This is a genomic window from Streptomyces sp. NPDC050433, from assembly GCF_044458565.1.
Taxonomy (GTDB): Bacteria; Actinomycetota; Actinomycetes; order Streptomycetales; family Streptomycetaceae; genus Streptomyces.
Map to the genome: position 1 here is coordinate 187,201 of NZ_JBITIB010000006.1, position 24,144 is coordinate 211,344.

The following is a 24,144-nucleotide window of genomic DNA, read 5'->3' on the forward strand; positions in this document are numbered from 1 at the left end:
TCACCTGGTGGCTTCGGGGCCCGCCGGGCTGAGCGAGGCGGGAAACAGGCTGCTGGGGAACGTGGGGGTGTTGAGTACCGGCGACAACATTCCGGCGATCCGGGCCAGGTTCTCGTCGTGGGCGATGGTGTGGTGGTCGGCGCGCATCTCGTGGATGGTCAGATGCGGACCGACGAACTCGGCCAGCCCGTTGGACCGGTCGGCGCTTGTACGTGGCACGGCCGGCAGGTCGTTGCTGTTGCCGGGAGCGAGGAAGCCTTCCGTGGCGTGGAAGAGCGTGGTCGGGACCGCGCTGCGCAGGGGCTCCGGCCGATAAGCCTGGAGCAGATCGCCGTTGTGCAGCATGAGCTCGTGGCGGACCAGGATCTGACGTTCGATCATCTTCTGGTCGGGGCGGGCGGCGGAGCGGTCACGGATGTGACGGGCCACCAGGTCCAGCTGCGCCGCGAGATCGAGACCGGTGAGCGAGTCGAGCCGGATCTGCTCGCCGACCCCCCACCGCTGACACATCGCGTTGCCGAGCATGACCAGTGAGAACGCCTCGGCCTCCATTTCGGTGACCGTGCCCCAGTCCACGCTGTCCCAGGCCTCGGTGCCCGGCATGATCGGGTCGATGGCGATGAGATGGCTCACCTCCTCGCCCGCCAGCTGAAGCTGCCGGGCCATCTCGTAGGCGAGAACCCCACCGAAGGAGCACCCACCGAGCAGGTAGGGCTCCCCGGGGAAGCGGTTCCGCAGCTCTTCGACGTAGTGGGCGGCCATGTCCTCGACCGAGTCGTATCGGCGGGGCTCGCCGTCGGCAGCGGCGGCGCCGATCTGTTCCAGACCGATGACCGGCGTGTGCGGGCCCAGGTGCCGCGAGAGGTAGATCGCGTAGCTGACCTCGCCGTAGAGGTTGTGCGCCCAGATGGACCGGCGGCTGTCACCGTGCCGGTTGATGGCCACCACGGGCGAGGCCGCCGGGCTCCCGGGGGCGGTCGGTCGCGCCGGGGTGCGGCCGACCATACGTCCGGCGTGCCCGGCGCTCAGCAGCCGCCAGGGCTCGACGTCGATGTCGACGATCTCCGGGGGCGGCGCGATCCAGCGGTGGTAGTCCCCCGGCGCGCCTCCCGGGGCCGCGGCCCGTACGACCGTGGTGCGCTCCGGTCCGCCGATCGGGGGCAACCGGTGGGAGGCGGCGGCGGTGACGAGCGCCGCCCGCCATCGGGCGCCGCGCTCCAGCCGGGCGCTCAGGGCCTCGGTGTCCAGCGGCGCGTGGGCGGCCAGCGCCGCGCAGACCCGTGCCAGCCCTTCCCCTTCCGGGCCACCCGCCAGGTCGGCGGCGTTCGCCGGTCGGCCGGCGCCCCACACACCCGCCAGCGTCGCGGCCACCTCGGCCAGTGACGCCGTCCGCGTCTCGTTCCTCGGCTGCTCCCCGGGGGCGGGGGTCCCGATGAGTAGCAACTCCTCGACGGGCAGGCCACGGTCGTGGAGCAGGCGGGCGGTCTGCGCGGCGACATAGCCGGCCAGACCCTGGCCGGCTATGCGGCAGGAGCCTCCCTGGTGCGCCGCGACGACGGCTTCGGCACAGAGATCGGCGAGGACGTCGACGTCGGCAACGGGTGTCGCCCCGTCGCGGAAACCGGGCGCCTCGACGCCGATCACCGGGCCGTCCTTCCCCAACTGCCCCACCAGATGCATCAGCCAGGTCAGTTCACCGGTGTCACCGAAGACGCAGTACACGGGCGTTCCCGGCCCGTCTGCGGTGAACGGCACGAGCCGGGGCCGGGGAGCGACGGGCGGGGCAGGGAGCTGGGCGGGCGCGCTGCGGCTGACACCGTTGCGCCGGTCCAGGCCGGTCGGCACTTCGTCGGGCAGGACGAAGTCCCGCTCCAGGTGGGTGACCAACCTGTCGACACTGGGGTGTTCGAGAATCGCGGCCATCGGGATGTGGTCCCCGTAGCGGTTCTGGATTGTCTGCATGATCCGCATGGCACCAATGGAGTCGACGCCGTAGCTGGCGAAGTCCCGCGTGGGATCGACGTCACGCGCCGCGATGCCGACGCCGTCGGCGACCGCCGCGCGCACATGGCTGCGCAGGGCGGAGGCCGCGTCCAGGGGCTGCGCCGCGAGCGGGGCGGGAGTGGATGGGGCCGGGGCCGGGTGGGAGGCAGTGGCCGACGGCGGAGGAGGAGGGGTGTGCGGGGGCCGCGCAGTGGCGGATGCGATCGGTACGGCAGGGGCCGCGGTGGCAGGTGCCGGGGCGTCGGGGAGCCAGTACCTGTCGGGGGCGAACGGGTACGTGGGCAACGGAACCCTCGTCCCGGCGGCGCCGGCCCACAGGATCGCGAAGTCCACGTCCGTACCCGCCTCCCAGACCGTCGCGAGCCGTGTGAGGTCACCGTCGGCCGCCCGGCGCAGCGCCTCCCGCACGTCGCCGTCGTCGTACCGGCTTCGGCCGCCGTCCTGCCCGCCACGTGCCGTACGCGGGCCGTCGCCGTCCACGCGGGCGCGCAACGCCTCGGCGACCCGGCCGAGCGAGGGTGCCACGACCGCCAGTCGGGCGGCGAAGTGGCGACGCCCCGTCTGGAGCGTTCGGGCGACGTCGGCCGGGGCGACGGTGTGCAGCAGGCCGTCCCGTTCCCAGCGGTCGATGCGGTCGAGCAACCCGCGGGCGGCGGCGTCGAGCCGGTCCTCGTCACGCGCGCTCAGTACGAAGAGGTGGTCACCGCCGTCCGCCGATAGGGGCACGGCGTGCACAGGGCGCGGCGCCTCCTCCACCACCAGGTGGGCGTTCGTCCCGCCGAAGCCGAAGGAGCTGACCCCGGCGCGGCGAGGCAGCGGCGTGCCGGTGGCACCGTCCACGACGGGGAACCACGGGCGGGCCGAGGTCACCAGGTGGAAGGGCGAATCGGCCAGCCTGATCAGCGGGTTGACCCGCTCCACGTGGAGGGTGGGAGGCAGCATCTCGTGACGAAGGGCAAGCAGCACCTTGAACAGACCCGCCATGCCGGCGGCCGTCTCCAGATGCCCGACGTTGGTCTTCACACTGCCGAGGCCGCAGTACTGGCGGGGAGTGCCGTCCATCGGGCTCCCCACGGGCGGTTCGAACGCCGTGCGCAGACCGGTGACCTCGATGGGGTCGCCGAGTGCGGTGCCGGTGCCATGCGCCTCGACGTATCCGATCGTCTCGGGCCGGGCCCCGGCGCGCCGCTGCGCACGGGAGATCACCTCGGCCTGGGCGGCGGGGTTCGGCGCCGTGAGCGAGGCGGCGCGCCCGCCGTGGTTGGTCGCCGAGCCGGCGATGACTCCGTGGATGTGATCGCCGTCCTCAAGAGCCCGGCTCAGGGGCTTGAGCAGTACAGCGCCCACGCCCTCACCGCGCACATAGCCGTCGGCCCGGTGGTCGAAGGACTTGCATCGGCCGTCGGGGGCCAGCATGCCCGAGCGGCCGAACGCCTCGAAGCCGGTCGCCGCGACGATGACGTTGACGCCGCCGGCGATCGCCGATGTGCACTCACCGGTCTGGATCGCCCGGACAGCTCGGTGGACGGCGACCAGGGAACTGGAGCAGGCGGTGTCGACCGGTTCGCTGGGGCCGCGCAGATCGAGCAGGAAGGAAACGCGGTTCGCCAGCACACTGTGGTCGTTGCCGGTCATGAGCTGTCCGTCGAGGTCGGCGCCGCGCTCCTGGGCGAGTTCGCCGTACTCGGAGGAGGCCACACCGACGAACACCCCGCAGGTGGTTCCGGCGAGGTCCAGCGGGTTGTGGCCCGAGTCCTCGACGGCGGACCAGACAGTCTGGAGGAACAGCCGGTGCTGCGGGTCCATCACCCGTGCCTCGCGCGGGGAGATCTGGAAGAAGTCGGCGTCGAAGCGGTCCACGCCGTCCAGGAACCCGCCGCGGAAGGCGCGCGCGTCGGCACCGAATCGGTCGGCGGGCGCCTGGGAGATGAGATCGCGCCCCTGGACGAGGTTGTCCCAGAAGGTGTCGAGGTCCGGTGAGCCGGGAAATGCCCCCGCCATTCCGACCACGGCCACAGGCTCCTCGACGGCACCGGCTGCCGACGGAGCGGGGACGGGTTCGGACTCCGTCACGGGCTCGGGACGGGGTGCCGGCGATGGCGCAGGCCCTGGGGCCGGCTCCGGGGCGGAGAAGGAGGGCGGGTTGTCGCCGGCCGGGCCGTGGGTGGCCGCGACGAGGTGATCCACCAAGGCTGCCAAGTCCCGGCAGCCGTAGAGCACTTGCGGCGTCAGATCGGTTCCGGTGACGGTGGCGAGCCGGTCGGCGAGTTGCACCATGGTGACCGAGTCGAGCCCGAAGTCGCTGAGATGGTCGCCGGGATCGATGTCCGACGGCGCCACACCCAGCAGGTCACAGATGGCCTCGGTGACGGTGCGCCGCATCGTCACTGCGGCGGACGGCCGGCTGTCGTCGCCGGGGACGGAGTGCGTACGGGGCACGGAGGGCTCCTCGGACGAGCGGACGCCGGTGGCTGGTGACTCCGGCACGGACGATGCGGACGATGCGGAAGGCGCCGAACGGTCGGCGGCGGTGACGGCAGGCGCCGACCCGTCGGCAGACGTGACGGACGGTGCCGGCCCATCAGCCGGCGTGCCCGACGTACGGAGCCAGTAGCGGCCCGCCGCGAACGGGTAATGGGGCAGCGAGACGACACGGGCACCCGGCTCGGGTGCGTGGTCGGCCCGTGTGTCCGAGCCCTCGACCCAGCGCCGCACCACGGCGGCCGGGTGGTCACCGTCCTCCTCCCGGCCCCCACCGGTACCGGTCTCTACCAGCAGTGCGTGAGGTCGGGCCCCGGCACAGGCGTCGAGCACGGCGACGATGTCGTCGAGGGTGTGCACGACAGCACCGATCCTCGCGGGCAGCGGCTCGCGGCCGACCCGCAGGGTGTGGGTCACGTCGCGAGGGTTCAACGAGGCGCCGGGGCCTCGGAGGAACGCGGCGAGGCGGCCGGCGTGCGAACGCAGGATCTCGGGACGCCGGGCGGAGAGCAGCAGCGCCCGAGGCGGGTTCGTCCCGTCACTCTCCGGCGCGGTGGCCGCCGGTTCCTCCTCGACGATCACATGGGCGTTGGCGCCGCCGGCCCCGAAGGAACTGACGGCAGCCCGGCGGGGTGCCCCGGATGCCTGCGCGGGCCAGGGGACCGGCTCGCGCGGCACCTCGAAGCCGTCCGCCGTCAGCGGACCGTCAGTCCCTTCGGTCGGGACCAGGGTGCGGTGCCTCAGCTGGAGTACGACCTTGGCCAGCTGCACCATCCCGGACGCGGCCTCCAGGTGTCCGGTGTTGGGCTTCACCGACCCCAGGCGCAGGTGGTGCCCGTCGGCCCGGACACCGTAGGCCCGGCGGAGAGCGGCGAGTTCGACCGGGTCACCCACCGGCGAACCCGTCGCCTGGGCCTCCACGTACTGCACACTGCGAGCGTCCGCGCCCGCCGATCGCAGCGCCCGCGCGATCAGCTCGACCTGGGCCTCGACGCGGGGTACCGCGTAGGCGTCGGTCGGTCCGTCGGCGTTGACCGCGGAGCCGAGGATGCGGGCGTGTATCCGGTCGCCGTCCCGGACGGCGTCCGAGAGCCGTTTGAGTACCAGGGCGCCGACGCCTTCCCCGGTGACGATTCCGTCCGCGGCGGTGTCGAAGACGAGCGGGGTACCGCCGGGTGACAGCATCCGTGCCGCCGCCAGATCGGCGTGGTGACTGGGGTGGAGTATCAGATTTACGCCGCCGACGAGAGCTGTGGCGCACTCGCCGGCGCGCAGGCTCCGCAGGGCGAGGTGGAGGGCGGTGAGCGCGGACGAGCAGGCCGTGTCGACGGCCATGCTGGGCCCGGTCAGACCGAAGGTGTGGGAGACGCGGTTGGCGACGGACCAACCGGCCGAGAGCGCCCGTGCGTCGTTGCCCCGCGCTCTCTCCTCGGCACCGAGGAGGGCGTACTGGTGATGCATCAGTCCGACGAAGACGCCGGTCGCCTCTCCCCTGTCGGTGGTCCGTTCACGCAGCCGCACGGGCGGCAGCGCCGCGTCCTCCAGTGCTTCCCACGCGGTCTCCAGGAAGAGGCGTTCGGCGGGATCCATGCGCTCCGCCTCGCGCGGGGCGATCCGGAACAGCAGCGGGTCGAAGCGGTCCACATCGTCGAGGAAGCCGCCCCAGCCGTGTTCCCCGGCCGGGTGGTCCGGTGAGGTCTCCTGCCAACGGCCGGGCGGTTCACGGGTGATGAGGCGTCGTCCGGCGACCAGATGGCTCCAGAGGGTGTCGAGATCCCCGGCCCCCGGATAGCGGCCGGCGATCCCCACGATCGCGATGGGCTCGCCGTCCCCGAGGGGAGCGGTGGGCGCCGGGTCGGCGGGCGCGGCTTCGGGTGCGGGGCCGGGCGTTGACAGGTGTACGCGCCCGTCGGATTCAAAGATTCCGGGCGACGTGGGCAGCGCCGCGGCAAGTTCCGGCGCCCTCACCTCGGTGAGGGCGCGAGCGACGGCAGCCACCGACTCGCCCGTCGCGAGCAGTTCCCGCGGCACGGTGCCGATCTCCTGTTCCAGTCGTCCCACCGCATCCATGACGGTCAGTGAGTCGGTGCCGAACGAGGCGAGGGGAGCTGACACGTCCAGTTCGCCGGACGGCATCCCGAGCAGATCGGCGAAGAGGTCGCGCAGGTGGGACGTGGTGCGCGCGACGAGATCGTCCGCCGGGGAGGCGGATTCGGGAGCGGGCACGGGCTGGTCGGGTACATGCGCGGACCGGGCTCGCAGGGGGTCCGCGGCGGGTTCGGCGGAGTCCGCCGCGGGAATGGACCAGGCACTCCTCCGCGCCACGAAAAGGCGCTGGCCGGCCTGTTCGTCGCTCCAGCCGTGCACTCCGAAGTCACGGCACTGCTCGAACCCGGCCTCCGCCAGGAGTGCCCGCCAGGTTCCGGAGGCGAGCAGGGGCCCGTGCGGCAGCCGCAGTTCGGGATCGCGGGCGAGCCACCAGCCGCCGGTGAGACCGAAGACAGGAGTGACCGCGTCCAGCACGCGCGTCGCCTCGTTGACCGCGAGCAGCCCTCCGACGACGGTCAGTCGCGCCGTATGGGCGAGGGTGCGCCGGATGTCGCCGGTGGCGTGGAGGACGTTGGTGGCGACGACGATGTCGTAGGGGTCCCCGTCGAAGCCTTGGCCGGGCAGGTCGCCACAGATGTCCAGGGTCCGGAACGCCATGCCGGGCCGTCCGTCGGCCAGCCGTCCGCGAGCCGCGGCGACCAGGGACGGCGAGATGTCGGTGACGTCGTACGAGACAAGACCCGTCTGTGTGCCGAGGGCATCGAGAACGGCGCGTGTGGTGGCGCCGGTTCCGGCGCCGATCTCCAGGATCCGCACACGGCGGCCGGGTTCGGTGGCCACCCGGTCGGCCACTGCCGCCCGCACCGCGGTGGCGGTCAGGTCGTTGAAGTGCCGGGTACGCGGATCGTCGGCGTACAGGGCCGCCATCCGGTGGTCGGAGCCGCCGGGGAACAGGACCTCCAGGCCGCGCCGCCGCCCGGACAGCACGTCCGGCAGAGCGGCGGCGCAGTCGTCCACAAGGTCCAGGGTGGGACCGAGGCGGCGGAAGCGGTCGGTCAGTCGACGACGGGCCGCGCTCCTGCGGCCGGGCTCGGCGAGGACGGTGGTGACGCGGTACCGGCCGTCGTCGGCGGTGACCAGCCCACCCGCGGTGAGAGCGGCCAGCAGGGCGTCGAACAGATGCCGCCGGTCGTCGCGGACCGCGAGATCGGCAGACAGTTCTCGCGGGTCGCGCGCTTCGCCCGCGGCGAGCGCGGGGGCCGCGTCGCGCAGCGCGTCGAGCACGGCGAGCCGGGCGTAGTCGTCCACCGCGTCGAGGTAGTCGGGCGCGTACGGCTCACCGGCGGCCCGCAGGGCGGAGTCGAGCGCAGCCACCGGGGCCCGGAGGGTGTCCGCCCCGTCGTCGGTCAGGCGCAGCCGGTCGCCGGGGTGCAGCGGGGTCACGCGCGCCAGTTCCGCGGTGTCGGCGCGCAGCGGGGCCACTTGGGTGAGCCCGCTGCCGAGTACCTGCCGGAAGGCCCGCAGTCCTTCGGCGGCGGACAGTGGTCGTACCCCCCAACGGGCGAGCCGCTCGCGGTGCTCGGGGGTCGCGACGGCGCCCTCGTCCCCCCAGTAGCCCCAGTCGAAGACGGTGACGGGCCAGTGGAGCCGGTCGGCCAGATATGCGCCGTAAGCAGTGAGGAAACTGGATCCGGCGGTGTAGTTGGACTGCCCCGGGTTGCCCGTGTGGGCGACGGCCGAGGAGAACAGAGCGAAGAAGTCGAGCTTCTCGGCGGTCAGCGCGTCGGCGAGCGCCACCGTCCCCCTCGTCCTCGGCGCGAACGCCGCGTCGAACGTCTCGTCGTCCGACTGCGCGATGGTCCGGTCGGCCAGCACGAACGCGGTGTGGAGCACGCCGTCAACGCCGCCGTACTCCTCGTGCATCCGCCCCACGGCGGCGTGGGCGTCGGACGGATCGGTCACGTCACCGGACAGATAGCCGAGCCGGCCGCCCGCGCCGCGCAGCCGGTCCAGAGTCCCGGCGGGCAGCTGCTCCTCGTTCCTGCGTCCGGTCAGCAGCACCCGGGCGTCGTACGCGCGCAGCAGATGATCGGCGACGACCCGTCCGAGACCGCCGGCGCCACCGACGACGAGGTAGCGCCCGCCGTGCCGCAGCGGCAGGTCCTCAGTGAGGGCGGGAAGGCGGGCAGCGGTGTGCCGTTTGACCAGCCGGGTGCCTTCGCGCAGGGCCACCTCCTCGAGCGGTACGGCCTTCCGCTCGGCGGCGACGGCCACCACGAGGGCGGAGAAGTCACCCTGTTCGGCGCACCGCTCCAGGTCGGCGCGGCCGAGGTCCACGCAGACGACATCGAGGAACGGCAGTTCGCGGGAGAGAGTACGGGCCATTCCGTGCAGTGATCCGGCGAAGGGGTTCTCCACGGGGTGGCCGGGCAGCGGGTGGCTGTCGCTGGTGAGCACCACGAGGCGGATGTCGCGCGGGCGCAGGTCGGCCAGCGACCTGGCCAGGCGAAACAGGGCCAGGCAGCCCCTGCGCTGGGTGTCCTGAAGGTGGTCGAGGTCGGTAGCGGAGTGTCGACGGGTGTCGACGCCGCCGGTGAAGTAGACGGTCGTTCCCCGGGAACAGCGTTCCAGGAGGTCCCGGTACTCCCCGACGGTGTCGAGGGAGGCGATGTCAACCGTCCCGTCCGCGCCGTGATGGCGCGCCAGCGCGGCGGCCACACCGGCGTCGTGCCCCGCGGTCAGGACCAGCGCGGGCCCCGTGGCGGCCGGGACAGTCTCCTCGTCGGATCGCGGCTCGACCCGCCACACCGGCACGAGGTACGGCACGTCGGCGACACTCGGCCGCAGCACGGTCAGGCCGGTGATCTCGACCAGGACGCGGCCGTCGGCGTCCGTCGTGCGGACGTCGCAGACGACGGTGCCCCGCGCGGGGTCGGCGGTCACCAACTCCGCGACCGCGTAGCGGGGGGCGGTCCGGTCGTCGTGAACACGGACCAGCTCGGCGGCGGCGGGCCGGGTGGCCGGCTCGTCCCAGTCGGGCACGGCGCCGTGGACGGCGTGCAGCGCGGCGTCGGTGAGTCCGGGGTCGGCGGTGCCGGCCCCTTGCTCTCCCGGTCCGGAGGGGGACAGTTCGGCAAGCGACAGTCCGTCGCCGCACCAGAGGCGTTCGACCCTGCGGTACGACGGTCCGTAGACGAGCCCCCGCGCATCCGCGCCTCGGTAGAACGCGGCTCCGTCGACCTCGCGGGCGCAGCGGGCCCGAACCGACTCGATGCCGACCGGGTCGGGCGTGCCGATGGCAGGGGTGGTGTCGTCCGGGAGGACCGCGCGTGCCGTGGCGTGCACGACCGCGCTGTCGACCGATCCGGTGACGATCTCGACGTGGACCGTCCCGTCGTCGCGCCGCGTCCGTACCGCTGACGGGGCATCAGTTGCCACCACCAGAGGGACACGCCATCGAAGGTCGGCCAGTTCGGTGACCGGACGGCCGGTGCTCAACTGGGCGGCGGCACGGGCCAGTTCCAGATGGGCGGTGCCGGCCAGCACGGGGGCGCCGTCGACGAGGTGGTCGGCGACCCACGGGTGTTCGGGGGTGAGGGTGACGGCGTACTCAGCCGATCCGGCCCCGGAGGCGGCCCGTTCGGCGAGCGGCGGGCCGTCGGGCGGGGGGCTGGAGACGGACGGCGGGGTTTCGACGGTGTCGGGCCAGTGGACGGGACCGGCGAACGGATAGGCGGGGAGCGAGACGATTCGCGGGGCGCCGGCGCCACTCGGCGTGCGGTCGGCCCCGGTGTGGCCGGCCTCTTCACCCCGTACCCAGCGGGCGGCACTGCCGCGCAGGTCCGACGGGTCCTGCGGGCCCGCTGCCGGCCGTGGCAGCGTCTCGGCACCAACCCGTCCGGTGGCGGTCGCCGCGCCCGTCGCGGCGTAGGAGAGCAGCGCGGTCCGCAGGGCCTCGCGGGTGCGCACGACGAACGCCGCGCGGCACTCGAAGTCCTCCCTGCCGACGCGCAGCGTGTGGGCGATGTCGGTGAGGGTCACGTCGGCGCTCCGAGGCGCCGTCAGAAATGCGGCGAGCCGGTCGGCGGTGGCGGTCAGCCGGTCGGGGGTCCGCGCGGACAGCAGGATCAGCCGCTCCTCGTCGGGAAGTTGACCCGTGCCGGTGTCCGGCCGCACGGCCGGGTACTCCTCGATGACGGCGTGCGCGTTGGCTCCGCCGGCGCCGAACGAGCTGAGCGCCGCGCGCCGGGGCCCTCCCCCCGCGACGTGCCAGGGCTCGGCCGTGCGCTGGAGCCGGAACGGCGTGGCACCGAAGTCGATCCGCGAGTTCGGCGGATCGCTGTGCAGGGTGGGCACCAGGGTGCGGTGCCTGAGCTGCAGAACAAGCTTGGTGAGCCCGGCGATACCGGCGGCGGCCTCGGCGTGGCCGATGTTGGGCTTCAGCGAACCCAACGCCACCGGGGCCCGCCGCTCCGCGGAACGGCCGAAAGCCCGTGCCAGGCCCTCGATCTCGATGGGATCGCCGAGTTCCGTACCGGTGCCGTGCGCCTCGACGCAGCTGATGGTCCCGGCGTCGACCCCGGACCGGCGCAGTGCGGAGCCGATCACGGCGGCGTGGGCCTTCGGGGAGGGCACGGTGTAGCCGTTGGTGCGGCCACCGTGGCTGATGGCGGTGGCGCGGATGACGGCGTCGACGCGGTCTCCGTCGGCGCGGGCGGCGGCCAGTGGTTTGAGCACCACGGCGCCGACGCCCTCGCCGGGTACCAGGCCGTTGCCGCCCTCCCCGAACGCGCGGCAGACGCCGTCGGGGGACATCATGCGCTGCTCGGCGAGCATGCCGAACTTCATGGGGTGCAGATTGAGGTAGGCGCCTCCGGCGACCGCCATCCGGCACTCGCCGTGACGAAGGCTCTCGCAAGCGAGGTGAAGGGCCGTCAGGGAGGCGGAGCAGGCGGTGTCGACGGCGAGGCTCGGCCCGTGTACGTCGAGGAACCAGGAGAGGCGGTTGGCGAGCGAGAACTCCATGGAGTAGGCGGGGACGGGGTTGCCCTTGCCCCATTCCTCGGCGCCGACCAGCCCGTAGGCGAGACCCGTCGTGCCGGCGAACACGCCGACCGCGTGACCGTCGTCGGTGCGGGTGGCACGGTGGAGGCGGTCCCGGGTGTAGCCGGCGTCTTCCAGTGCGGTCCAGGCCACCTCCAGGAAGAGGCGTTCGGCGGGGTCCATCCGCCGTGCCTCGCGCGGCGCGACGGAGAAGAACAGGGAGTCGAAGCGGGACATGTCGTCGAGAAAGCCGCCCCAGCGGCCGTAGCTGGTGCCGGGCAGCCGCTCGCCCCGGTCGGTCCAGCGGGCCTTGTCCCACCGCTCCGCCGGTATCTCGGTGATCGCGTCGCGGCCCTCCACCAGCATCTGCCACAGTTCGTCGACATCGCGTGCGCCGGGGTAGCGGCCGGCGATGCCGATGACGGCGATCGCGTCGTCGGGGGCCCTCTCAACCTCACGGGTGCCCTCCCCCGCCGGCTCCGACCGGGGAGTACCGGATGTCCTCGTGTACGACGCGGGGTCGGGGTCGGGATCGGCGGAGGGCGTGGGCGCGGACGCGAGCGAGGAGGCCGCCAGCGCCTCGCGGTGGTGCGAGACGAGATAGGCCGCCAGGTCGTCCACGGTCCGGTGGTCGAACAGCAGGGTCGCCGGCATGGGGCCGAGACGGTCCTCCAAGGCGGTTCCGAGGCGTTTGACCATGACGGAGTCGATACCGAGTGCGGAGAACTCCTGGTCGGGCCGGAGCCGGCCGGGCTTCATCCGAGTGAGCCGGGAGACCTCGCCGAGCAGGAGGTCCCGGGCAGTCGCGGTCAGTGCGCCGCTCACCGGCCCGGACGGACGGTCCACCGCCTCGTCGGCCCGCACGCCCGCCGGGGACCCGGCCGGAGGGGCGAGCCGGTCCTGTACGAACTTCTCGATCCGGGCCCGGTGTCCGTGAACGACGACGATCTCGGGCGCGTCCGCCCGCAGTGCGGCGGCCAGCACCGACAGCCCGGTTCGCGGCGGCATCCCGACCATTCCCTGGAGGGCCTCGACGGCCCGCCGGTCGGTGTCGCTCAGCGTCATCCCGCCGTCGGCCCACAGCGGCCAGCCGACGGAGACGGTACGCCCCCGACGGCGGCCCGTCGCCACCAGCTCCGCGCGCCGGACGGCGAAGCCGCCCAGTGCTCGGCCCGCCGCGGCGTAGTCGGCCTGACCGGGGTGGCCGGCGTACCCGGCGAGGGAGGAGAACAGCGCGAAGTGCCGCAGCGGTTCGTCGCGGGTGGCCTCGTCCAGGGCGCGCGCTCCCGCCAGCTTCGGCGCCAGCACGCGTGCATGAGCGCCGGGAGCCTTGTTGGCGATGTAGGCGTCCTCGTTGACCCCCGCCAGGTGCAGCACGTCGGTGACGGGTCCGAAGGCCGTGTGTGCCTCCGCCACGGCCCGGCGTACGTCGTCCAACCTGGTCGCGTCGCCCTGTACGTAACGAACGCCCCCGCTGCCCGCGTCCCGGACGCGCCGCACCAGATCGTCGACGCCGGTGCCGGGCGCGGACCGGCCGAGCAGGACAAGACGGGCTCCGGCACCGACGGCCAGTTCCTCCGCCAGGCGCAGGGCGATCCCTCCCCCGCCGCCCGACACCAGATGGACACCGCCCAGGGCGTCGGGCGCCGTGTCGGGGGCCAGCTCGGTCGCGGTCAGGGTACGTACCCACCGTCCGTCCGCATGCACTCGGACCTGATGCAACGGCGGTGCGGGGAGCGCGAGTTCACGCAGGGCGGCCTCGACGGGAGCGGCGAGGCCGACGGCGGAGACGGCCACCGGGCGGAGCCGGCCGTCCTCCAGGGCGGCGATCGAGCAGAACCCGCCGAGAGCGTCCGCCGATTCGACGCCGCGCTCACCGACAGCGACACACGCGATCGCGACCGGGCTTCTGCCCGGCCGACGGATCAGCGTACGCACGACCGGATACATGGCGTCCAGGCACCGCTCGGGGCCCTCCGCCGTGACGACGACCACCTGTTGGGGCGCCTCGCCGTCCGCGTCCAGCCGTTCCCAGAGGCGTTCCCACGACGCGTCGTCGCCGACTCTGAGCGCCGAGGCGTCCGAGGGGTCGGTCCGCCCCGTCGTGGCCCGCACCACCCTCACGCCCGCCGCCTCGGCGAGACCGGGACGGTCGGCGGCGGAGGGGTCCAGCACGACCAGCGGGCGGGGTCCGGGTGACAAGGGGGGAGCCGCGGCCGGTTCGGCTCGCTGCCACCCGGCCCGGTAGGCCACCACCTCGCCGTTGTGACCGTCGGCGCGCATGAGTGCGACCGCGTCGGCGACAGCCAGCTCTCCGGTCCGGACGCGCTCCAGGATGTCCCGCCGGTTCATTCCTGAGATCACCGCACACCTTCCATCAGCTGTTCCGCCTGGTCGACCGTGAGGCGCCCTTCGTTGAGGGCCTGGAGCAGTTCGGGCAGGGAGTCGCCCGCCGACGGCACCGGTGCCGGGGCCGACCGGTCCGGCTCCAGGGGTTCCGCCCAGTGCCGCTGGGCCTCGAAGGCGTACCCGGGCAGCGACACGCGCCGGCCGGGGCCGGGCAGCAGTGGCGCGGTGCCCGCCGTCCACCGCCGCGCGGCCTCCGCCGCATCGGACGGGGAGTTCGCGTCATGGACGGTCGCGGAGGCGTCATTGGCGTCGCCGGTGATGGCTCGTGGGTCCGGCTCTCCGTCGAGGGTTCGCCGCAGGACGGTGACGAGTTCCTCGGTCGTGGTGACGGTGAACGCGGCGCGGCGCGCCATCTCGTCCCGGCCCACGGCGAGGGTGTGGGCGATGTCGGCAAGCGCCGGCAGGGGCCCCGGCCCGGTGAGGGCGGCGTACAGGGCCCCGATCTGTGCGTGCAGCCGCTCCGGAGTGCGGGCGGACAGCGGCACGACGAACGGGCTCCCCCCGGCTGCCGGGACGGCAGAGGGACGGGTCTCGGGGAAGTCCTCCAGGAGGACGTGCGCGTTGGTGCCGCCCAGTCCGAAGGCGCTGACCCCGGCCCGCCGTGGTCCGTCGTGCGCGGGCCACGGGGTGAGCCGGTCCGCCACCCGGAAGGGGCTGCCGTCCAGGTCGAGCAGGGGGTTGGGCTCGGTGAAGTGGAGGGTCGGCGGAACCATCGCGTGCCGCATGGCGAGAACCGTCTTGACGACTCCGGTCAGTCCGGCCGCCGCCTCGGTGTGGCCCACGTTGGACTTGACCGTACCGAGCAGGCACCAGGGCTCGACCTCTTCGGCGTCCGTCCTGCCGTCCAGAGAGGCGAACGCCTTGCGCAGCCCCCGGACTTCGATCGGGTCGCCGACCTCGGTGCCGGTGCCGTGCGCCTCGACATAGGTGACCGTACGAGGGTCGACTCCGGCATCGCGGTAGACGGAGGCGATCAGATCCGCCTGGGCGGTCGGGTTGGGCATCATCAGGGAGTCCATGTGGCCGCCCCCACCGTGCGAGACGCCGCTGCCGCGTACGAGGGCGTAGACCGTGTCGCCGTCGGCGAGAGCCCGGGAGAGCGGTTTGACCAGGACGGCGACGGAGGCCTCGCCGCGGACCATGCCGTTGGCCCGGCGGTCGAAGGCAGCGCAACGCCCGTCGGGCGACACGATGCCCAACTGACCGAGCGCCACGAACAGATCGGCCGTCAGGAACAGGTGCACCCCGCCGACCAGCGCGGCCTCGCACTCCCCCGCGCGGACCGCGCGCGCAGCCCGGTGCAGGGCGGTCAGCGAGCTGGAGCACGCGGTGTCCACGGCTTCGCTGGGCCCGCGCAGGTCCATCTGGTACGAAACGCGGTTGGCGATCAGGCAGTGGCCGTTGCCGCTGACGACATGTCCCTCACGGTGGCGTCCGGCGCGCTGGAGCTGCCAGTCGTAGTCGTGGGAGGTCGCGCCGACGAAGACACCCGTCCGGCTGCCCCGCAGGTCCGCCGGGCGGTGGCCCGCGTCCTCCACCGCGTGCCAGGCGGTCTGGAGCATCAGCCGCTGCTGGGGGTCCATCAACTCGGCCTCCAGCGGGGTCATACCGAAGAAGTCGGCGTCGAACTCGTCGACGCCGTCGATGAAGGAGCCCCACCGGCTGTTCACCGTGCCGGGCGTACGGTGCGGGTCGCCGAACACCTCCCGCCAGTCGAACCGGTCGGCGGGGATCTCACCGACCAGGTGCTCGCCGTCGCGCAGCCGACGCCACCACGTGCGCAGGTCCGGTGAGCGCGCGAAGCGCCCGGCCATTCCGACGATGGCGACCGGGTCCTCGGGCGCCTCGTCCTTGGTCCATGTCCTGCGGGGAGTGGCGGACCGCGGAACGGTCGAAGGCTCCGGGGCGGCGGGGGCCGGGGCGATGTTCGACGGAACCGGCGCGTGTACGGCCAGATGGGCCGCGAGCGAGTCGATCGATGTGTGCTCGTAGAGCAGCACCTTCGGCAGCCTGCCGAACTCCGGTTCCAGACTTCGGACCAGCTGAATGGCGCTCAGGGAGTCCATTCCGTAGCGGTCGAACGGCGTGGCGGTGTCCACCTCCCCGGGCTCCCGTCCGAAGAAGCTCGCGAACACGGGGCGGAGGCGTTCACGAATCTCGTCCGCGTCTGCGTTGGGCGGTGTGACGGGCGCCGGGACGGCCGGTGCGGAGGAAACCTCGGGGACGGGCACGGGACTGCTCACGGGCGTGGGCATGCGGCGTGCCGGGACGGTGGAGGGCACCTGGCTGTAGAGCACCGCGTTGTCGAACTCGTCCTCGGCCAGGTCCGGCGCGCCGAGCGCCCACGTGCACTCGAACCCCTGCTCGGCAAGGGCCGCCCGCCACCGCGGTACGTCGAAGAACGGCGAGTGCGGCAGTCGCACCCCGGCATCCGTGGCCGACCAGTAGCCGGGCAGCGGTCCGATCATCGCGGCCATGCAGTCGTGGTTACGGACCAGTTCTTCCAGGACGAGCACACCGGCGGGGGCGAGCAGCCTGCGGACGCGGGCAAGGCTCTCCCCGAGGTGGCGGCTCGCGTGGACGGAGTTGGCCGCGACGACGATGTCCACGCTGCCCGGTGCGAAGCCCTGCTCCACCGGATCCCGGTCGAGGTCGAGCACCGCGCAGGAGAAGGCCACCGGCGTTCCGGCGAACCGGGCGCGGGCGGCAGGCAGGAAGGCGGGCGAGACGTCGGTGAACTGGTAGCTCACGCCGGGGCCGTACTCCGCGACGGCCTCCAGCAGCCGCCGGGTGGTTCCGCCGGTGCCTCCGCCGATCTCCAGGAGCCGTACGGGCTCGTCGGGCCGGGACTCCCGCAGGTTGCGTACGCGGGCGGCCACCAGCCGGGCGACGATCTCGTTGTGATGGTCGGCGACGGTGTTGCCGTCGTAGATGTGCAGCAGCAGGTCGGGGTGGTCGGGAGAGAAGAACACCTCCAGGGCGTCCGCCCGGCCGGCCAGGATGTCGGGCAGCCGGGGCAGACACACGGTCACCAGGTCCAGCCAGGGGCCGAGTTCGGGGTGTTCCGCGCGCAGGGCGGCCATTTCGGCGGGGAAGTCCGCCGGGCCGACCGGGCCGGGCAGCGTCGCGCTCATCGCGGCCAGCGCGTCGGCCAGCCGTCCGTACCGGTCCTCGTCCTGCAGCATGCCGCGCAGGCGCTCGGCGGTGAGCGGGGAGCCGCCCTCGCCGAGCAGCCGCACGCACCAGCGCCTGAGCAGGTCGTCGAGCCGGTCCAGGCCCAGCCCGGCGTGCCGGCCGGAGAATCCACTCGCCAGGACGTGCCGGCGCACCTCGGAGACCTCCGGGGCCTCGGCCGCGCCCGTCCCCGCGTCGGGAACCGCCGGCTCCTCCGTACCCCTGGAGGCCTCCTGGGGGACGGCAGTGCCGGAGGGGGCATCGGTGTCGGCGAACCAGTGTCGGCTCCCGGCGAAGGGGTGAACGGGCAGGTGAATGCGCGGAGTTCCCGGACCGGGTGACACGTCGTCCGGGACCGCACCGCCGCCGGCCCAGATGCGCGCCGCCTCCCGCAGCCGCGGGCCCACGGCCCGGTCGGCGGCGGCGACGTACACCGCGTTCAAGGTGTCCTGGTCGGCCAGGTACTCGTCCATCGCGGACAGCAGCCCATCGGCGGAGGCGGCGACCAGGGCGACCCGGTGAGGCATCGGCTCGCGGCCGTGGTGAAGCGTCGCGGCCAGCCCGTCGAGGGGCGTACGCGGCGTCCCGGCCAGGAAGTCGCGGTGACGTCGCACCAGTTGACGCAGAGACCGGTGGTCGCGCGCCGAGAAGGGGAACAGCCGTGGTTCGTCGGCGGCGGCGGAGGCGGGCCGGCCGGGAGCCTGCTCGACCACCGCGTGGGCGTAGGACCCTCCGAAGCCGAACGAACTCACCCCGGCGACACGGCGCCGACCGGCGGGAGTTTCCCAGTCGAGCAGGCGTGTGGGGATGTGGAGCGGGGACCCGTCGAGAGGGATGTGCGGACTGGGACGGCTGTAGTCGGGCATGGCGGGGATCACCCCGTGCCGCGTCTGCAGGACGGCCTTGACGAGGCCGACCAGCCCCGCGGCTCCCTCCGCGTGCCCCAGGTGCGCCTTCGCAGACCCGACGGCACAGAAGGCCGACGCGGTGGTGTGGCGTCGGAAGGCCGCGACCGCGCCCTCGATCTCGACGGGGTCGCCCAGCGCCGTACCGGTGCCGTGGGCCTCCAGATAGCCGATGTGCGCCGGGTCGACACCGGCCTGCGCCCAGGTGTCCAGGAGCAGTTGTGTCTGCCGGGCGGGGTTGGGCGCGGTGACCGAACCGGCGCGCCCGCCGTGGTTGACGCCCACAGCCCTGATCACGGCGTGGACGGGGTCGCCGTCGGCGAGCGCCCGGTCGAGGGGTTTGACCAGGACGGCGACGACGGCCTCGGCGGGCACGTAGCCGTCGGCGCGGGCGTCGAAGGTGTGGCAGCGGCCGGACGGGGACAGTGCCCCGAGCGCCGAACTGCGCACGTAGTGCTGGGGGTCCAGGATCAGGTTGGTCCCGGCGGCGAACGCCATGTCGCACTCGCCGCGGCGTACCGCCTCGACCGCCAGGTGCAGGGCGTACAGGGACGACGAGCACGCGGTGTCGACCACGAGGGAAGGTCCGGTGAGGTCGAAGTGGTACGCGGCGCGGTTGGCCGCCATCGTGACGGACGTGCCGGTGACGTCGTGCGCACCCATACGCCGTCCGGCGGCCGTCATGGCCTGGTCGTAGTCGCCGAAGCAGCGTCCCACGAAGGTGCCCGTGGCCGAGCCTCGCAGGCGTGGGGCGACGGCGGCGTCCTCCGAGGTCTCGTGCAGCACCTCCATCAGCAGTCTGGTCTGCGGGTCCAGGCCCTCGGCCTCGGCCGGGGTGAGGCCGAAGAAGGCCGCGTCAAAACGGGTGACGTCGTCCAGGAAGCCTCCGTGCCCGCAGTCGGTGGCGTCCACGCGGCGGCCCTCTGGGTCGTGGAAGAGGCTGTGGTCCCAGCGTTCGGCCGGCACCGGGCCCACCAGGTCGCGGCCGGCCAGCAGGTCGGCCCAGAATCCGGCGGTGTCACGGGAACCGGGGAAGCGCCCGGCCATGCCGATGACGGCGATCGGCTGCTCCCCGCGCGCCATGCCTGCGCCGGGACGGGGAACGGGGGCAACGCGGGGAACGACGGCGGACGGCGCGGACGGGCCCACGGGGATTCCGTCCGGGCCGCTCCCGCCGCCCTGTTCACGGTTGCCGTCCGCGGGCGGCCCGTCGGGCACGGGCCCGGCCGACGAAGTTGTCACCGCCGACACCGCCGTCGCGTGATCGTCGAGCAGATGACCGACGAGCCGGTCGGTGTCCGGGTAACGCAGGAGAGTGGTGGCCGGCAGCTCGGCACCCAGCCAGGTGCCGAGTTCCGTCGTCAGCCCGGCGAGTTGTACCGAGGTCAGTCCCAGCGCCATGAAGCCCGTCCTTGTCCAGTCGGGCGGCGGTTCGGTGCCGGCCCGGCGCAGCGCCGCCGTGACCATGGCCTCCACCGCGGCTTCGGCGCGGACCCGTTGGTCCGGTAGGGCGGACGGCCCAGGAAAGCGCGTCGGCGCCGCCGACGGCTCGTCCGGCGCGCAGTCGAGCGCCTGCGGCACGGTGTCGAGCGCGGCGGTCAGCCGGGCGGGGTCGCCATGCAGCACGACCACCCGTTCCGCTCCGAGGACGAGTGCGGCGTCGAGGGTGTCGAGAGCGGTGCCAGTGTCGAGCGGAACCGATCCGGTCCGGGCCAGTACCCGGTCCTGGAGCGCCGGGTCGATCCGCATCCCGCCGTCCCGCCACAGCGGCCAGTCCAGGGCGACGGTCGCGCCGTGCCGGGCACCGGCGAGCCGCTGTTCCTCCCGCCAGGACGCGAAGGCGTCGAGGGCGCGGTTGGCCGCGCTGTAGTCGGCGCCGCCGAGGCTGCCGACGGCCGAGGCGAGCGACGAGTGCATCAGCAGGTAGTCCAGGGGGTCGCCACCGGTGACGGCGTCCAGGGCGGCGATGCCCTCCGTCTTCGGCGCGAGGACCCGCTCGGCGGAGGCGCGGGTCTTGTTGACGAGGAGGGCGTCGTCGAGCACCCCCGCCGCGTGTACGACTCCGGTGAGGGGGCCGAATCGCTGCCGTACCTGTTCCACCGCGGTCAGCAGCGCGGGCCGGTCGGTCACGTCGGCGGTGAGGTAGACGGCGTCCGCGCCGAGCGCCCGGAGTTCGGAGACCGCCCGCTCCGTTCGGTGGTCCGCGGGCGAGCGGCCCAGCAGTGCGATGGAGACGCCGTCCGTCGCCGCGATCCGCCGGGCCGTGTGCAGCCCGATTCCGCCGGCCCCACCGGTGATCAGATAGACACCGCCGGGGCGGCCGAGGACCGGTCCCGGCTCCCCGTCGCCGGCGAACTGCCCGGCGGGCCGGAAGACCTCGGCGAAGCGGCCGTCGTCCGTGTGGCGGACCTCGGTCCCGCGTTCGTCCGCCGGTGCGCACACCTCGGCCCACAGAGTCTCGGCGTCAGCCTCCCCGGACGCGAACCTCACCGCCCTGAGCAGCAGTTTCGGCTGTTCGAGCCGGACGCTGCGGGCGAGCCCACCGACCGCGGCGTGGCCCGGACTCGTGCCCTGCGAGGCGTAGGCGTACACGACGGGCAGGGGTCGTCGAACCCCGGTCATCAGGGCCCGGCACAGGAACAGGGCGCAGAGCACGCCTCCTGTACCGGTGCTGCCCGTGGTGTCGCCCGCGGAGAGCGCCCAGAGGTGGAGGACGGCGGCGGGGTCGCGTCCCTCCGCCCGCAGGGTGGTCACCAACCGGGCGTACTGCTTCATGTCACCGGGTTCGATCTCGAACGTGTCGGGCGCGGTGCGCTGATACGACATCCCCGGCCGGACGACGACGACGTCCTCGTGCAGCGCGCGCAGCGCGCGCGTCCGCTCGGGGTCGGTGTCGAAGACGAGCAGGGGGCCGTCGGGAGCGGCGGCGCGGTCCGGCAGCGGCAGGGGGGTGGTGGACGCGACGTACAGCAGCGTCCGGACACCGTCGGGCGCGGCGGCCGGGTCGGGCTGATCGGTGTCGCCCAGCCAGTGGCGACGCCCTTCGAAGGGGTAGGTCGGCAGCGAGACCCTGCGGGCTCCGTCGGGAACACTCCACTCGGTACGGCTTCCGGCCGCCCACCGGCGGGCCGTGTCGTCCTCGTCGCCGGGCCGGGCGGGTCCGGCATCGGATCCGTCGGCCACGGTGCCGGTATGAACCGGACAGCCGGGACGCCGGCCTTCTGCGAACGCCCGCAGGCCGTCGGCGAGTTCGGCGGTCGTGGCGGCCACCGCGGCGAGCCGGTGCGCCATGGCGCGGCGGCCGGTGCGCAGGGTGTGGGCCACGTCGGCGAGTTCCAGGTCCGGGCGGAGCCTCAGGTGCGCCGCCAGGCGTCCCGCCTGCTTGCGCAGCGCGCTCTCGGTGCGTGCGGAGAGGGGGACGGCGAGGGGCCGGCCACCGGCGGGCCGGGGCACGTCCGGGGCTGTGAACTCCTCGACGATCACATGGGCGTTGGCGCCGCCCGCTCCGAACGCGCTGACAGCGGCGCGCCGGGGCAGTGTGCTGCCGTCGGCCGGGTCGACCGGGGCCGCCCAGGGTTCGGCGCGTGCGGGCAGCCGGAAGGGGGTCGTCTCCCATCGGATCGACGGATGGGGGTCGCCGACGTCCGCGGCTGCCGGCAGGGTCCGGTGCCGCAGGGCCATCAGCACCTTGGTGATACCGGCGATGCCCGCCGCGGCCTCCAGGTGTCCGATGACCGGCTTGGCCGAGCCGATGGCGCAGTAGCCCCGGTCGTCGGAGGCCGACCGGTACACGGAGGTGAGCGCCTCCACCTCGATCTGGTCGCCGAGCGGGGTACCGGACGCGTGGGCCTCCAGATATCCGATGGTGCGCGGTGAGACTCCCGCGTCCGCGAGCGCGGCGGTGACGACACGGGCCTGTGCCTCCGGGCTGGGTACGGAGTAGCCGCCGGTGCGCCCGCTGTGCAGCAGCGCCGAGCCCCGTACCAGTCCGTAGACGTGGTCGCCGGAGGCGAGGGCGTCTCCGAGCGGCCGGACGAGCAGGACGCCGACGCCCTCGCCGGGTACGTAGCCGTCCGCGTCCCTGCCGAAGGGGCGGCAGCGCCCGGTCGGCGAGAGCAGTCCGAGTTCCGCCAGTCTCAGGTACTTGTAGGGGTGCAGGGACAGGTTCACCCCGCCGACCAGTGCGGCGCGGCACTCGCCGCGCCGGATCGCGTCGGCGGCGAGGTGGAGGGCGGCCGTTCCGGCGGAGCAGGCGGTGTCCACGGTGAGGCTGGGGCCCGCGAAGTCGAAGACGTAGGACAGGCGGTTGGACAGCGCCGAGGACCAGGATCCGGCGATGTCGGCCGTCCCGGCGCGCAGCTGGTCCAGTCCGTGCAGCTGGTAGTCGTTCCACATGGCGCCGGCGAACACCCCCACCGCCCGGCCGGTCTGCTCGGCGAGCCCCTCGGGGGTGTGCCCGGCGTCCTCGATGGCCTCCCACGCGGTCTGGAGCAGCAGACGTTCGTGAGGGTCGGTCAGCTCGGCCTGACGGTCGTCGAAGTGGAAGAACGGTGCGTCGAAGTCGGCCGCTCCTTCGCAGAAGGCGCCCCACCGGGAGTAGGTGCGGCCCGGTGTGCCCCGGCGCGGGTCGAAGTACGCCGTGTGGTCCCAGCGGTCCGGCGGAACGGCGGTGGCGCGGTCCTTGCCCTCGGCCAGTACCTCCCACAGTTCCTGCGGGGTCCGGGCCCCGGGGTAGCGGCCGGCCAGGCCCACCACGGCCAGCGGCTCCGCCCGGGGACCGTCGTCGTGGGAGGGCTCGGTCCGCCGGACGGGCGCGGCAGCCGGGGCGATGAACGCCGGCGTCGGCGGCGTCACGGGCGTTGGCGCGGGCTGTGCCGAGGCGGTGGCGACGGGGTGTTCCTGGCGCACGTGGCCGGCCAGCCGCCGGACCGTGGGGTGTTCGAAGAGCAGCGTGGGGTACAGCTCGACGCCCAGGATCTCCTCCAGGTCCGCGGCGATGCCGAGCAGATCGACGGAGCTGAGACCGCACTCGTAGAAACCGAGGTCCCTGTCGACGTCGGCGACCCCGACTCCCAGCCGCCGGGCCACGAGAGCACCGACCCGGTCCTCGAAGTCCCCCTCACCGCCTGCGGCTGCGGAGGGGGTTGAGTCCGCCGCACCACGGGGGCGGTCGGCCGACGGCCGGGCGCGGTCGGTGATCAGGCCGGCGGACCGGACCCGTTTGGCGCGGAAGCCGGTCAGTTCGGCGACGACTTCGCCGCTCGGTGAGCAGATCTCCAGGTCGGCGTCGAAGAGTTCGCTGTCCAGTCCCCCACCGACCGGTCCGGGGACGTGGATCACGTTGTCCGCCGCCACCCCTGTGCGGGCGCGGAACGACTCGATGTACAGGGGGATGTAGGCGGGGCGGGGCCCATCCGAACCGTGCCCGTCGAGCAGGAGCATCGGCACCAGGGTGGCGAAGTCGAGCACCGCCGGGTGGGCGTGGAAGTCACCGAGGTGGGCCACCGCCTCGTCGGCGAGCCGCATCCGTGCGACCGCGTGGTGAGAGCCGACGTGGACCGTGCCGGACGCCCGCATGAAGCCCCGGTGGTCGATGTCGAGACCGCGCACCAGCCCGTACAGGTCGTCCACGGAGACCCTGCGCGGGGCGGTGTCCACCAGTGCCGCGAAGTCGATGTGGCGGGCGGGCCGGTCGTCGGCCCGGTGGAGTTCGGCCGTGCAGTTGGTCTCCCACGGTGCCTGTGGGTCGTCCGCCGGGCGGCTGCGCACGGTCACCGGCAGTGGCTGCCCCTCCGCCGCTTCGCCGATGCCGACCTCCACCGCGTTCCGACCGCGGGAGCCCATGACGGGTGCGTGGAAGACGATGCGGCGGAGTTCGACGAGGCCCGGGTCGATCCCGCCCCTGCGTACGGTGCGCAGCACCAGGTCGAGCAGGAACACGCCGGGGAGTACCGGCACTTGGTGGACCAAGTGATCCCGGACGGCCGGGTCGTCCGGTCCGACGGTGGTGGCGGCCCGCCGGCCGGCGAGCGGTCGCAGCAGGTCGTGGGAGCGCTGGGGCGATCGATTCTCCGGCATG

Annotated in this window: 2 protein-coding genes; both read right to left on the reverse strand. The window is 73.6% G+C overall.

Annotation, left to right across the window (positions count from 1 at the left end):
- Positions 1–13,941 carry an SDR family NAD(P)-dependent oxidoreductase gene (locus tag ACIBLA_RS10085; protein ID WP_399198337.1) on the reverse strand — a complete coding sequence of 4,647 codons (13,941 nt, stop codon included), beginning with the start codon at positions 13,939–13,941 and terminating at the stop codon, positions 1–3.
- Positions 13,938–24,143, reverse strand: coding sequence for an SDR family NAD(P)-dependent oxidoreductase (locus tag ACIBLA_RS10090; RefSeq protein WP_399198338.1), 10,206 nt, complete (start codon positions 24,141–24,143; stop codon positions 13,938–13,940). The genes ACIBLA_RS10085 and ACIBLA_RS10090 overlap by 4 nt, the downstream gene beginning before the upstream one ends.
- Between the last annotated feature and the right edge of the window lies 1 nt (position 24,144).

Coding starts and splice junctions, on each gene's coding strand:
- ACIBLA_RS10090 (WP_399198338.1), bottom strand. CDS start 24,143: ATGCCGGAGAATCGATCGCCCCAGCGCTCCCACGACCTGCTGCGACCG.